This is a genomic window from Aeromicrobium sp. Sec7.5, from assembly GCF_036867135.1.
Classification (GTDB): Bacteria; Actinomycetota; Actinomycetes; order Propionibacteriales; family Nocardioidaceae; genus Aeromicrobium.
Genome location: NZ_JBAJIJ010000001.1, coordinates 270,848 through 284,427, shown reverse-complemented (window position 1 = coordinate 284,427; position 13,580 = coordinate 270,848). Strand labels below are relative to the sequence as shown.

The following is a 13,580-nucleotide window of genomic DNA, read 5'->3' as shown; positions in this document are numbered from 1 at the left end:
TCAGTGGGTGACGTGGTCGGGACGGAGGTGCCGGGTGTCGTTGAGTGAGTCGAGCGCGCGGCGCCCGTCACCAGCTCGCACCCGGGACACCGAGGTGTGCGCGGGGAGGAAGAACAGGTCCGGACCGATGCCCAGGACGTCGGCGAGGTAGCCGTTCATGACCCCGCCGTGACTCACGATCACGAGGTGTCGGGCACCACGGTGCAGCGCGATGAGTCCTTCGATCGCCGAGCTGACGCGATGTCGGAACTCCGCACTGCGCTCCGACCACGGGTAGAGGTCCCATCCGGGTCGGGTCAGGAACCGCTCGCGGATCCCCGCCAGCACGACCTCCGACGGCTGGTCCGCCGGCACGTCGTCCGGCAGGTACCGGAAGGTCTCGACCTCGCGGAGGTCACGGTGGACGGAGGGCTCCAGCCCGTGGCGGTCAGCGATGCGCCGCGCCGTGTCGTGGGCCCTCAAGAGCGGGCTGCAGGCCACGGCGTCGACGGGGTCGTCGGCGAGGAGCGCCGCCACGGCGTCGGCCTGCGCTCGGCCGAGCTGCGACAGCGGCGGGTCCACCGAGGCGGCCGCGTCGTAGGTCGGGCCCGACTGCGGAACCTGCTGCCCATGTCGGACGAGGGTCACGGTCATGACCCCCTCGACACCGAGGAGCACGGCTCGCTCCAGCGGGAGCGGTGGTGTCGGCACCGTCGTGGCGCTGGGGTCGGTCGGGCTGTTCACGAGCGTCTCCCGGAGGGTCGGTGGGTGGGCGCGGCAGGCTCGTCGACGACGCACCGGAAGCCGACGTTGCTGGCGGAGTCGTCCGCGAGCAGGGGGATCCGTGCTGCCGGTCGATAGCGACGGCAGTAGTTGGGGGCGCACAGGTAGGACCCGCCCTTGAGCACGAGGCTGGGGCGCACCGCAGCCAGGGGATCGTCCGACCGTGGACCCGGGCCGCAGCACGGGCCGGCCGGTCGGTGCCCGGCCTCGTACCGGTCCGACGTCCACTCCCAGACGTTGCCGATCATGTCGAGCAGGCCGTACCCGTTGGCCGGATGGGTCCCGACCGGGGTGGTGCCCGCAGCGCGCCCACCGTCCTCGAGCACGGGGAACGTGTCGGTCGGCCACGTCGTGGCCAGCGGCACGCCGCCCGGCTCCCGCTCGTCACCCCAGGCGAACTCCTGACGGTCGAGACCGCCCCGCGCGGCCCGTTCCCACTCGGCCTCGGTCGGGAGGCGCTTGCCGCACCACTGGGCGTACGCGGTGGCGTCCGCGTGGGTCACGTGGACGACGGGGTGGGCGGCCCGACCACGCAGGTCGCTGCCCGGCCCCTCGGGTGCGCGCCACGAGGCGCCGGCCACGTGAGACCACCAGGAGCCCGATGCGAGGTCGACAGGACCGTCCGGGACGCCGAAGACGGCCGATCCCGCGGGGGTGACCGATCCGTGCGGACCGGGGAGCGCCGTTCCGCGGTGCGGCCGCTCCCCACCGGTGACGTGACCCGTCGCCTCCACGAACTGGGCGAACTGCTCGTTCGTCACCGCGGTGACGTCGATCCAGAACGCCTCGACCTCACGCCGGTGTGCTGGGGCCTCGTCGGGGTAGGCGTCGTCCGAACCCATCCAGAACGCTCCCGCCGGGATGAGCTGCATCGACGCTGCCGCGTCAGGCGCGGTCATTCGAGTCCGATCCCGATCGCGACCGCCTCGGCGATCCGACGCTCCCGGGCATCCGGCGAGACCGGCCCCGGTGCGATGGTCACCGAACCGAGCCGACCCGTGAAGGGGAAGCAACCGTGGCGTCGGTACAACTCCCACGACACCGGCGAACGACGGTCGACACCGACGTCGATGCCGTTGAACGGCAGGAATCCCGCCATCTGCACGAAGCCGTCGGACCGGCCCGACGCCGTGCCGTCGACCGTCAGCCCGACGTCCCACCGACCCCCTCCTGGAGCGTCGACCGTCACGACCACCTCGGCGCAACCGTCGGTCAGGGGGACCGGGGCGAGGCGGTGCTCGGTGCCGAACTGGTTCTGCAGGAAGTGCAGCTCACCGTCCTCGACGTAGAGGAGGTACCCGCCCTCCTGTCCGCCGTGGGCCAGGAGCACCCCCGCGTCACCGGCGCGGTACGACCAGTCCACGGTGATCCGGAAGGACCGTCCGCCCGTGAGGCGACTCGACCGCCATCGCTCCAGGGTGGGTTGGTGGGGCGTCAGGCGGACGGGCCGCTCGAAGCCCTCCAGGCCGGGCGGCTGGAGCAGGTGCTTCAGGCGGTTGCCCTCGTCCATCGGGAAGACCTGGTTCTCCCAGGCCGCCTCCTCCCACGCCGCCGCGAGCTCCGCGACGAGCTCGGGCAGCTCGGCCGCGCGGTCGTGGACCTGCGCCGGGTCCTCGGCGGTGTGGAAGAGCTGCCACCGGTCCTCGGAGAAGGGCGTGAGGGCCCGATGGGCCGTCACGATCTCCCAGCCGTCGCGGTAGAACGCGCGGTTGCCGAGGCACTCGTAGTGCTGCTCGGTGTGGGGCGTCGGGGCATGCGGGTCACCGATGACCTCGCGCAGGCTCACGCCGGTCACCGGCTGGGCCGGACGGCCGTGGCGATGGTCGGGCATGTCGAGCCCGAGCAGCTCGACGAGGGTGGGCAGCACGTCGCTGATGTGGGCGTACTGCCGCCTGACGATCGACCCGGCGGGTGGCAGCCGAGCCGGCCACGAGAGCACGAGAGGCACCTGGTGGCCACCCGCGAACGCGCTGATCTTGTACAGGCGGAACGGGGTGTTGCACGCCATGGCCCAGCCCCGGGGGTAGTGGGGCCAGGTCGTCGGTCCACCGATGTCCTCGATGCGTTCGAGCGCTTCCGCGAGGACGTCCTCGGTGACGTCGCGGGTCTGGCTGCCACCGTCCCGGAAGTACGCCGTCGTGCCGGAGGCCTTGCCCTCGCGGGAGGCGCCGTTGTCGCTCGTGATGAGGAAGACGGTGTTCTCGAGCTCGCCGAGCTCGTCCAGGACCTGGCGCAGGCGTCCGACGCTCTCGTCGATGCTGGCCACCATGGCGGCGTACACCTCCATGTATCGCGGGTACAGGCTCTTCTCGGTCTCGCTCAGGGAGTCCCAGGCCTGTACGTCCTCGCCCGCCTCGTGGTTGCGCGGCGGGAGCTCGGTCCCGTCGGGGACGACGCCGAGCTCTCGCTGGCGAGCGAACCGCTGCTCGCGCAGGACGTCCCACCCCTCGTCGTACCAACCGCGAAAACGCGCGATGTCCTCCTGCTTGGCGTGCAGCGGCGCGTGGACGGCGCCGTGCGAGAAGTACATGAAGAAGGGGCGTTCGGGATTGGCAGCCTTGACCTCCCGGACCATGCGTTCGGCACGGTCGGTGAGGTCGTCGGTCAGGTAGTAGTCGTCGGGGTACTGATCGGTCTGCACGACCGTGTTGCCCTCGAGCATCCGGTGCGGGTGGTGGAAGTTGGTCAGCGCCTCGAGGAATCCGTAGAACTCGTCGAACCCGCGCTGCAGGGGCCACGACGCGCGCGACCCCGCCTCCGACATGTCGCGCTCCTTCGTGAGGTGCCACTTCCCGAGCATCAAGGTCGTGTACCCGTTGGACCGCATGACCTCCGCGAGCGTCGGCTGGTCCTCCGGGAGCTCGGAGGCGTACCCGGGGAAGCCCGGGTCCACGTGACCGACGAAGCCCATGCCGCTCGCATGCGGGTTGCGGCCGGTCATGAGCGAGGCGCGGGTCGGCGAGCACATGGGGGCGACGTGGAAGTTGCCGTACCGCATGCCCTCCTGCGCGCACGCGTCGATGTGCGGTGTGGGGATCTCGGAGCCGTAGCAGCCGAGGTCCGAGAAGCCGAGGTCGTCCGCCAGGATGACCACGACGTTCGGTGATCCTTCCGGCGCCGTGGGGCGCTCGGGCCACGACGGCTCGGAGGTCGCGAAGACGCGCCCGACCCTGCCGTCGAAGTCCCGGTAGGCGCTCGAGGAACTGGGTGACCGCATGCTGTGCTCCGTTCTCGTGCTGGATCCGCGGGGCTGTCCGGCCGTGGGACCGCGTCCGTCGGACGTCGGTGCCGGTGGCGTGTCGTCAGCGGGCACGGATCGCTCCCGTCGACGTGACGACCACGAGGGTGACCGCGAGGGCGCCGAGGCCGACGACCCCGAGGACCAGCGCCGCACCCAGCCGGCCGTCGGGCAGCGGCCGCTCGGCGACGAGCGCGGACGACGCGTCGAGGTAGCGGTGCCGAGCCACGCGACGCAGGCCCGCGGCGGAGCCCATCGCGACCAGCGCCACGACGACGGCCGGGAACCAGTGCCGCGAAGCGGCGAGGGTCGCCGTGAGAAGTCCGCAGACCAGCAGCGCCAGGGCTGAACGGCCCCAGGCCAGGGTCGTGCGCTCGTTCTGCAGACCGGGGTCCCACACCGACGCGCTCATCCGCGCAGGATGACCAGGACGGCGAGGACCATGGCCACGACAGCCAGTCCCGCGGTGAGCACGGGGGCCAGGCCCGGCCCGGGCAACGGGCGGTCGTGTCGCAGGGCCGCCTCGGCCTTCATCCACCGCACGAACGCCGAGAGGGCCGTGGCCATCCCGGTCAGGATCAGGGCGATCGCGACCGCCTCGCGCAGGCCGCGCGGGAAGTCCTCGACGAAGGCGGCCAACGACACCCCGGCGGCGATCAGGGCGAGCGCCGTCCGGGTCCAGGCCAGGAAGGTGCGCTCGTTGGCGAGGGTGAATCGTGGGTCCGGCTCGTGGCCCGAGTCGTACACCCGACCGGGCCAGCGGTGCACGTCCTGCACGCCGGGCCCCGGCTTCGACGGCGCCATCAGTACGCCGCCGTGCCACCGTCGACGGAGATCAGCGCGCCCGTGATGCCCGAGGCGGCGTCGGAGGCCAGCATGACCGCTGCCGCCACCACTTCGTCGACCGTGACCGGGCGCTGGAGCGCCGCCTCGCGGCTGTACAGCTCGACCACGGCTTCGAAGCCGCCGACACCCAGTCCCTGGCCGGCGCCGCGCTCGGCGAGGCCGGTCAGGACCAGGCCCGGACAGATGGCGTTGACCGTGACCCCCGACGGGCCCACCTCCTTGGCCACGGCCTTGGTCAGGCCGTTGATCGCGTGCTTGTTCGCGACGTAGCCCGCCACCCCCGCCTTGGCGTGCTTGCCCTCGACCGAGGAGATGGAGATGACGCGTCCCGATCCCTGACCCACGAGGTGGGGCAGGACGCGGCGCATCGCCCAGAACGTGTGGTTCAGGTTGAGGTTCAGCTCGAGCTCCCACTCCTCGTCGGGCATGTCGACGACCGGCCTGGACCGTCCCGTGCCGCCCGCGTTGAGGACGGCGATGTCGACCCGTCCGAAGATCCGCACGGTCTCGTCGACCAGTCGCTCGACCTGGTGCTGCTGGGTCACGTCGGTCTGCACGAAGTGGAGGCGGTCACCCGCGGCAAGCTCGCTCACCATCGCGTGTCCCGCCTCGGCACCGCGGCTGCCGAAGACCACCCGGCAGCCCTCGTCGAGGTAGCGCTCGACGATCCCCCGACCGATCCCGGCCGATCCTCCGGTCACCACAGCGACCTTGTCCGTCAACGTGCTCATCCGATGTCTCCTGGTGTCGTGGGAAGGGTGGCGAGTGCCGCGACGAGACCGAGCTCCTGGGCCGCGCCGACGGCGCGCTCGGTCATGACGGCCGCGAGCTCCAGCGCCCGAGGGCGGCTGAGGTCGGCCATGACGAACATCGCCGCGGCCACGGTGAAGGTGACCGGCAGCGCCTGCCAGAGCGTGCCCCGGAGGGTCTCGGGGGACACGTCGACGACCCCGCGGGCGGCGAGCTCGTCGCAGTACACGCCGACGAGTGCGTCGAGGTGCTCGGCGAAGTCCTGCACGGTCAGGTTCTGCGCGAGGAAGTAGCCCAGCTCGGCGACCGCCGGACCTCGGCTGACGTTCTGCCAGTCGAGCAGGACGACCGGCGCACGGGCCACGCCGGCGTCGAACATCACGTTGTCCAGTCGGGTGTCACCGTGCAGCAGCGTCTGGGCCGGTTCGTCCAGCATGCGCATGACCTGGTCGAAGTGCTCGAGCACGAGCTCCCCGATCTCCACGGCCTGCGGTGACAGCCGGTCGCCGAGCCTCGCGCACGCCAGGGGCCACCCCTGCTCGAGCAGGCGGGACATGTTGCGGATGCGCGCCTCGTCGAGGAACGTCGTGAGCCACGGGTGCTCGCGCAGGCTCGGGCGCTCCCACCAGGAGGCGTGCAGGCGGGCCAGCTCACGCACCACCTGTCGCGCACGCTCGGGGGGACACCCGAGGAGCTGGTCGCACTCGGTCCGCGCCTCGACGTCCTCCAGCACGAGGACGAAGGTGCCGTGCTCCTCGTCGTAGCCGGCGCCGTAGCAACCGGGGGCACGGACCTCGGTGTGGGGAGCCAGGTCGGTGAAGAACCGGACCTCGCGCTCGTAGAGCCGTCCCCGCCGAGCGGTCTCGAGGGACTCGGCCGACTGGGCGGGCATCTTGACCACGACGGTCTCGGGACCCGGCGTGCGGCCTGCGGTGTAGGTGAGGCTGACCCGGGCCGATGTCCCCAGGTGGCCACTGTCCTGTCCGATCTGCACGACCGACACCCCGATCAGGTCCGGCCCGGAGTGCGCCGGGCCGAGCGCACCGGACATCCAGGGCACCGTGATCTCCGCGAGGTCGGTCACGACGGTCACGGCGCGTGGCCCAGGGCCAGGGCTCGTGGCCGTCGCCGCGGCGGCGAGCTCGCTCATGACGAGGAGTCCGGCGTCGCGGCCGCCGCGCCAGGACCCGACTCGAGACGCACCAGGATGCTGCGGAGCACCTCGGTGTTCTCCCGCGTGTTCTCGCGCTGGGTGAACGTCTCGAGCGCCCAGCCCATCATGAGCAGCCGGATCGCGCGGACGGCGGCGTCGGTGTCGTCGAAACCTGACATCCGCCCCTCGCGGATCGCGGGCAGCACGATGGCGCGGATCTCCCGGTCCTGGACTGCCGACCGGCGCTCGAGCAGGTGGTGCAGCTCGTGGTGGCGGGTGGCCTCCACGGGCACCGTGGTCAGGAACAGGTTGGTCTGGCGAGCGTCCTGCTGGTCGATGTCGAGACCGCCCTCGTTCATGGCCTCGGCCAGGTCGAGCAGACTGCGGTCCTGCTCCGGCACCGTCGCCAGTCGGGCGTGCACGGCCGACCACGCCCGCTCCAGGGCGGCGTCGAAGACCGCCTCGTAGAGGCTCTCCTTGTCCGGGAAGTAGTGGTACACGGCCGGCTGCGTGATCCCGACGTCGCGGGCGACGATGCTCAAGGACGTGTCGGCGTACCCGTGGTTCGCGAATCGGTGCAGCGCCGCCGTCATGATGTCGGCCCGACGCTGCCCGCTGTCGGAGTTCCGTGGCCGACCCTTGCGGCGCGGGGTCTCGTCCTCGACAGTGACCGACTCATTCCCCCCGACCGTCATCAGATCGTGACCGTTCTGCCGCCGGAGTCGACGTTCTGCCACCGCAGGAGTCGGCGCTCGACGAGACTCAGGGCGCTGTTGATGATGACGGCCAGGGCAGCCAGCACGATCAGCAGGGCGAAGGCCGTCGGCATGTCGAACTGGTTCGTGGCGGTGATCAGCTGCTGCCCGAGGCCGAGCTGAGCGGCGATGAACTCGCCCAGCACGGCGGCCAGCAACGCGTAGACCATGGCGAGGCGGAGGGCTCCGAAGACCGGCGCCATGATCCCGGGAAGCACGACCTTGCGGAACTTCTGCATCTCGGTGGCCGCCATCGACGTCACCACGGTGTTCAGGTCGGGGTTCACGGTGCGGACCGCGGCCTGGGTCGGGACCTGGACGATGAAGAGCACGATCGTGGCCGCGAGCACGACCTTCGAGGTCTGACCGATGCCGAACCACAGGATGAAGAAGGGGGCCAGAGCGATCTTCGGCGTGGCGTTGACGAACGTGAAGAAGGGGTCGAAGACCGCCGCCACTCGCGTCCAGCGGCCGAGCGCGAGGCCGAGCACCAGGCCCAGCGTGCTGCCGAGCACCCATCCGCCGACCGCTTCGCCGAGGGTCACGCGCAGGTTGGTGTAGAAGGTCGACTCACCCAAGAGCTCCCAGAGACGGGTCAGGGTCTCGGCGGGACCGGCCGCGTACAGCGGCTCCACCCATTCCTGCACCACCGCCACCTGCCAGAGCAGCATCACGGCGGCCAGGACGACGAGTCGACCGAGCTGGACGCGCCAGTCGGCGGCAGCCAGCCGGCGCCAGACGGAACGGCGTTGCCTCGGAGGCTGGACCTCCTCCGGTGACGTGGTGGACGGACGGGCCATCGTCTCAGCCGAGCTCATCGCGCAGCTCCTTCCAGATTTCCTGCTCGATGTGTTCCAGCTGCGGGTCGAACAGCAGGTCGGCTGGTCGCCTGGGGCGCGGCACGTCCACGCGCGTGTCGACCTTGATCGTGCCGGGACGCGCCGTCATGACGATCACGCGATCGGCCATCATGACGGCCTCCGACAGGTCGTGGGTCACGAAGATCACGGTCTTGGGCGTTCCTTCCCACAGGCCCAGGAACTCGGTCTGCACCTTGACCCGAGTCTGCGCGTCGAGCGCGCCGAACGGCTCGTCCATGAGCCAGAGGTCCGGGTCGACCGCCAGCGTGCGCGCGATCGCGACCCGCTGCTGCATGCCGTGCGACAGCTGCGAGGGGTAGGCGTCGGCGAAGTGGTCGATGCGCAGCTGGCTCAGCAGCTGCATCGACCGCTCGCGCCGCTCCTTCCGGGGCACGCCGCGGATCTCGAGGCCGAGCTCGACGTTGGCCCGCGTGGTGCGCCACGGGGTCAGCGCCGACCGGGCCAGCATGTATCCGATGTCGCGGGACGGACCCGTGACGGGCTTGCCGTGGCGCGACACCGTGCCCCCGCTGGGCGTCAGGAGCCCGGCGAGCATGTTCAGGACCGTGGTCTTGCCACAACCGCTGGGACCGACGATCGCGATGAACTCACCCTGCTGGGCGGTGAAGCTGATGTCGCGAGCGACCAAGGTCTGCCCCTTGCCCGGGACGTCGAACGTGACGCTGACTCCGTCCAGCTCGACGGCCGGCGCCTGCGCGACGGGCGTGCGGCCCGTCGACACGGGCGTGTCGACGCTCGACATGTCAGCACACCTCCACGGAGATGTCGTCCAGCTCGTAGGCCGCCTGCGACGCACCCTCCTCGGCGAGGAAGGCGAACCCGGGCTCCACCGAGTCGGCGTCGAGGGCCGTCGTCTCCGGGTAGAAGGACGACGTGCGCTCCAGCAGGGCCGTCACGCTCTCGGCCGGCAGGCCGAGCAGCTCGGCGGCGACGTCCTCGACGACCTGGGAGTTGTCGCTGTCGCGCATGAACTCGAGGCCTTCGTCCCACGCCTGGCGGTAGCTGCAGAGCACGTCCTTGTTGGTCTCGGCGAACTCACGGCTGGTCAGCATGAGCTGGTCGTCGTAGACGAAGTCGTCCGGGCCCGTGCCCTCCTGCAGCGAGAAGGGCTGCTTCGCGATGCCCTGCTCGAGCGCCAGCGTGATGCCCGGCTCCAGGGTGATGGCGGCATCGATGGTGTCCGCGGTCAGTGCCGCCAAGGTGGTGTTCGGCAAGCCGGTCGCGATGTAGGTCTGCTTCTCGGGATCGATGCCCGCCGCCTTGAAGAGGGCCCGCGCGATGACCTCGGCCGCGGCACCGCGGGCGACCACGCCGATGCGAGCGCCTTCCAGGTCCTCCATCACGCCCTTCCAGCCCTGGTCCTCGCTCGGGAGGTCGAAGCCCTCCTTCACGATGAGGTCGAAGTAGAGGTTGTTCCGGATCGAGCCGACCACGACCAGGTCCTGCTTCTGGTCGAGCAGCGGCGCGATGTTCGCCTGCGTGAGGAACGCGATGTCGAGGTCGCCCGACAACAGGGCTGCTGCCTGAGCGGGGCCCGAGGGCACGTCGACACACGTGGGCTCGACGCCGTTGGTCTCGTTGAAGCCTTCCGTGATCGCCAGCTGGCGCGGGATGTGCTCCGCGGCCGGCGCGCAGGCCACCTTGAGCGGCTCGAGTCCGTCGGCGGTGAGCTCTCGCTCGTCGTCTCCGGAGCCGCAGGAGGCGAGAAGGCCCGCCACGAGGAGGGTGGTCGTGGCGTAGATCATCGGACGGTTCATCAAGGGTCCTCCTGGTCGAGGGGCGTGACGTGGCTCACGTCGAGCCCGGTTCGCTCAGTATGTAAGAGGTCTCTCAATTACGTCAACCCTCATGAGGAATTAGATTTCCGGAAGATCACCACGACTCGTCCTGACGAGGTCAGGACGGCACCGGCGGCGTCACGACCGAGGGTCGAGGCGCGCCGGGTGCGTGTAGACGTTGAACCCGCCGCCGCGGGAGAACCCCACGAGCGTGATGCCGGCCGACTCGGCCAGGTCGACCGCCAGGGACGACGGTGCGCTGACCGCGGCCAGCACCGGGATGCCGGCCATGGCGGCCTTCTGGACGAGCTCGAACGACGCGCGGCCCGAGACCTGCAGGACGTGCCCGCCAAGGGGCAGGGCGCCGCGGCGGGTGGCGTGGCCGACGACCTTGTCGACCGCGTTGTGGCGGCCGACGTCCTCGCGGACGACGACGGGACGACCATCGGCCGTGAAGAGGCCGGCGGCGTGCAGCCCGCCCGTGGAGTCGAATCCCGCCTGCGCCTCGCGGAGCGACGTCGGCAGCGCCGCGATCACCTCGGGCGCGACGACGACCCCGTCGAGGGCCACGTCGAAGCGCGAGGCCGTGGTGACGGCCTCGATTGACGCGAGCCCGCAGACCCCGCACGAGCTGGTCGTGTAGACGTGGCGCTGCCGGTCCATCGCGACGACCGCACCGGGACCCACCACCGAGGCGGCGACGACATCACCCTCCTCCCCCTCGACCGCACCGATCCCGACGAGGTCGCTCGCGGCGCCGATGACGCCCTCCGACACCAGGAAGCCGACCGCGAGGTCGAGGTCGTCGCCCGGCGTGCGCATCGTGACGGCGTAGCCGCGACCGTTGACCCGGATCTCCAGCGGCGCCTCGACCGCGACCTGGTCGTCGGCTGCGGTGAGCCCGTCGGCGCCGTGACGGTGCAGCGGTCGGACCACGACCGCCGGGTTCGCGACCGCCTCCGTCACGCCGGCCTCGGCTCGAGCCGGACGACGACGCTCTTGGACGTCGGGGTGTTGCTGTCGATCGCGGTCGAGTCGAGCGGCACGAGCGGATTCGTCTCGGGGTAGTAGGCCGCGGCCGTGCCGCGGGGCGTGTCGTACGCGACGATGCGGAACGCCGGGGCCACGCGATGGTCGCCGTCGGACCACACCGACCGCAGGTCGACGACCTGCCCGTCCTGCAGGTCGAACGCCGCGATGTCGTCGCGGTGCACGAAGACGACACGACGGCCGTCCTCGATGCCGCGATAACGGTCGGAGAAGCCGTAGATCGTGGTGTTGTACTGGTCGTGGCTGCGCATCGTCTGCAGCAGGAGGTGCCCCTCCGGCACGTGCAGGACCTCGATGGGGGAGACCGCGAGCTCGCCCCGGCCGCTCGCCGTGGCGAACGTGCGGGAGTCGCGGGGCGGGTGCGGCAGGACGAAGCCGCCCGGGCGCCCGGCCCGACGGCTGTAGTCCTCGCAGCCCGGGATCACGCGGGAGATGTGGCCGCGCACGACGTCGTAGTCCTCGGCCATCTGCCCCCAGGCGATGCCGTGGCGGTCCGATCCGTCGGGCGCGCGCAACGTGGCGGCCGCCAGGCCCGCGACGATCGCGGTCTCGCCCCGCAGGTGGGGCGACGCGGGGGCATTCACCCCGCGCGAGGCGTGCACGGCCGACATCGAGTCCTCGACCGTGACGACCTGCTCGCCCGTCGCCCGCTCGTCGACCTCGGTGCGGCCCAGCGTGGGCAGGATCAGCGCGGTGTCGCCGGTGACCAGGTGCGAGCGGTTGAGCTTGGTGGAGACCTGGACCGTGAGGTCGGTGCGCCGCAGGGCCGCCGCCGTGACCGTGGTGTCGGGGGCCGCGTGCAGGAAGTTGCCGCCCAGACCCATGAACACCCGCACGGTGCCGTCGCGCATCGCCCGGATGGCCTCCACGACGTCGAGCCCGTGCTCACGCGGGGGCGCGAAGCCGAACTCCTGCTCCAGGGCGTCGAGGAGCTCGGGCGCCGGCTTCTCGAAGATGCCCATCGTGCGGTCGCCCTGCACGTTGGAGTGTCCGCGCACGGGGCACACGCCCGCGCCGCGCTTGCCGATGTCGCCACGCACCAGCGCGAGGTTCGTGACCTCCTTGATCGTGGCGACCGAGTTGCGGTGCTGCGTGAGCCCCATGGCCCAGCAGTAGATCGTGGCGCTCGACCCGCGGATCATCTCGGCGGCCTCGGTGATCTGGGCGCGGGTCAGACCCGTCGCCGTCTCGACCGTGGCCCAGTCGATCGCCGCGACGTGCGCGGCCCACTCCTCGTACCCGTGGGTGTGGGTGGCGACGAACTCGTGGTCGATCGCGTCCCACTCCACCAGCAGCGACCCGATCGCCTGGAACAGCGCGAGGTCACCGTTGATGCGGATCGGCAGGAACAGGTCGGTCAGGTCCGTGCCCCGACCCACGACGCCCCGCGGCTTCTGCGGGTTGCGGAAGTTGACCAGACCCGCCTCCCGCAACGGGTTGATCGAGATGATCTTCGCGCCCCGACGCTTCGCCGTCTCGAGCGCCGAGAGCATGCGGGGGTGGTTGGTGCCCGGGTTCTGCCCGGCGATCACGATGACCTCGGCGTCGTAGATGTCGCGCAGGCTGACCGAGCCCTTGCCGATGCCGATCGACTCGCCGAGCGCGACGCTGGTGGACTCGTGGCACATGTTCGAGCAGTCCGGCAGGTTGTTGGTGCCGAAGGCCCGCACGAACAGCTGGTACGTGAACGCGGCCTCGTTGGACGCGCGACCCGAGGTGTAGAACGTGGCCTCGTCGGGCGACGCCAGCCCGTTCAGGTGCTGCGCGACCAGGGCGAACGCGTCGTCCCAGTCGATCGGCTCGTAGTGCGTGCCGCCGGGGCGCTTGACCATGGGGTGCGTGATGCGCCCGGCCTGGCCGAGCCAGTGCTCGTCGTGGCGGTCGAGGTCGGCGATCGAGTGCGCGGCGAAGAACTCCGGCGTCGCCCGCGCCGTGGTGCCCTCCTCCGCGACCGCCTTGGCGCCGTTCTCGCAGAACTCGGCCGTGTGGCGGTGCTCCGGGTCGGGGTCGGGCCAGGCGCAGCTCATGCAGTCGAAGCCGTCGGCCTGGTTCAGCTTGAGCAGGGTCGTCGTCGCGCGCGCGGCGCCCATGTGGCCCACGGCGCGCTGCATCGCGACCCGCACGCCCGTGACGCCGGCCGCGGCCGACTTCGGGTCGTGCACCTGCAGCCCGGTCTCGTCACCGACGCCGAAGAGCTCGTCTCCCGGCCCGTGCTCGTCCGACACGGGCTCGTCCGACACGGGTCCGTCGTGCTCCGCCATCGTGGTTCCTCCCCGGTCACGTGGCGTGACACGCACCACGTCCCGTCCAGCATGTCACCCGGGCACGACGAGCGCCGAGCGATCGCCCGGCGCCTCCTCTGGGAGG

General features: G+C 71.2%; 13 protein-coding genes. All 13 read right to left on the bottom strand.

Going from position 1 to position 13,580, the window contains the following annotated elements; genetic code table 11:
* Nucleotides 1–723 carry a histidine phosphatase family protein gene (locus tag V6S66_RS01460; RefSeq protein WP_334205002.1) on the bottom strand — a complete coding sequence of 241 codons (723 nt, stop codon included), beginning with the start codon at nucleotides 721–723 and terminating at the stop codon, nucleotides 1–3.
* Complete coding sequence (locus tag V6S66_RS01455) at nucleotides 720–1,661, bottom strand: formylglycine-generating enzyme family protein (protein WP_334205001.1); 942 nt, start codon at nucleotides 1,659–1,661, stop codon at nucleotides 720–722. The genes V6S66_RS01460 and V6S66_RS01455 overlap by 4 nt, the downstream gene beginning before the upstream one ends.
* Nucleotides 1,658–3,979, bottom strand: a complete 2,322-nt coding sequence (locus tag V6S66_RS01450; protein ID WP_334205000.1) for an arylsulfatase — start codon at nucleotides 3,977–3,979, stop codon at nucleotides 1,658–1,660. Before V6S66_RS01450 ends, V6S66_RS01455 begins: the two co-directional genes overlap by 4 nt.
* Before the next feature lie 85 nt (nucleotides 3,980–4,064).
* Nucleotides 4,065–4,412 (bottom strand): DUF202 domain-containing protein, encoded by a 348-nt coding sequence (locus V6S66_RS01445; RefSeq protein WP_334204999.1) that lies wholly within the window; start codon nucleotides 4,410–4,412, stop codon nucleotides 4,065–4,067.
* Nucleotides 4,409–4,804, bottom strand: coding sequence for a YidH family protein (locus tag V6S66_RS01440; protein WP_334204998.1), 396 nt, complete (start codon nucleotides 4,802–4,804; stop codon nucleotides 4,409–4,411). The genes V6S66_RS01445 and V6S66_RS01440 overlap by 4 nt, the downstream gene beginning before the upstream one ends.
* Nucleotides 4,804–5,577 (bottom strand): SDR family NAD(P)-dependent oxidoreductase, encoded by a 774-nt coding sequence (locus V6S66_RS01435; RefSeq protein ID WP_334204997.1) that lies wholly within the window; start codon nucleotides 5,575–5,577, stop codon nucleotides 4,804–4,806. The genes V6S66_RS01440 and V6S66_RS01435 overlap by 1 nt, the downstream gene beginning before the upstream one ends.
* Nucleotides 5,574–6,746, bottom strand: coding sequence for a phosphotransferase family protein (locus tag V6S66_RS01430; RefSeq protein WP_334204996.1), 1,173 nt, complete (start codon nucleotides 6,744–6,746; stop codon nucleotides 5,574–5,576). The genes V6S66_RS01435 and V6S66_RS01430 overlap by 4 nt, the downstream gene beginning before the upstream one ends.
* Entirely contained in the window at nucleotides 6,743–7,444 is a 702-nt protein-coding gene (locus V6S66_RS01425) for a TetR/AcrR family transcriptional regulator (RefSeq protein ID WP_334204995.1), read from the bottom strand. The genes V6S66_RS01430 and V6S66_RS01425 overlap by 4 nt, the downstream gene beginning before the upstream one ends.
* The gene (locus V6S66_RS01420) at nucleotides 7,444–8,322 is read right to left on the bottom strand and encodes an ABC transporter permease (RefSeq protein ID WP_334204994.1); all 879 of its coding nucleotides are present in this window, start codon (nucleotides 8,320–8,322) and stop codon (nucleotides 7,444–7,446) included. The genes V6S66_RS01425 and V6S66_RS01420 overlap by 1 nt, the downstream gene beginning before the upstream one ends.
* Nucleotides 8,309–9,127 (bottom strand): ABC transporter ATP-binding protein, encoded by an 819-nt coding sequence (locus V6S66_RS01415; RefSeq protein WP_334204993.1) that lies wholly within the window; start codon nucleotides 9,125–9,127, stop codon nucleotides 8,309–8,311. Before V6S66_RS01415 ends, V6S66_RS01420 begins: the two co-directional genes overlap by 14 nt.
* A gap of 1 nt (nucleotide 9,128) precedes the next feature.
* Nucleotides 9,129–10,142, bottom strand: coding sequence for an ABC transporter substrate-binding protein (locus tag V6S66_RS01410; protein ID WP_334204992.1), 1,014 nt, complete (start codon nucleotides 10,140–10,142; stop codon nucleotides 9,129–9,131).
* Between the two features lie 159 nt (nucleotides 10,143–10,301).
* Nucleotides 10,302–11,129, bottom strand: coding sequence for a formate dehydrogenase accessory sulfurtransferase FdhD (gene fdhD, locus V6S66_RS01405; protein ID WP_334204991.1), 828 nt, complete (start codon nucleotides 11,127–11,129; stop codon nucleotides 10,302–10,304).
* Complete coding sequence (locus V6S66_RS01400; RefSeq protein WP_334204990.1) at nucleotides 11,126–13,474, bottom strand: FdhF/YdeP family oxidoreductase; 2,349 nt, start codon at nucleotides 13,472–13,474, stop codon at nucleotides 11,126–11,128. Before V6S66_RS01400 ends, fdhD begins: the two co-directional genes overlap by 4 nt.
* Nucleotides 13,475–13,580: the final 106 nt, after the last annotated feature.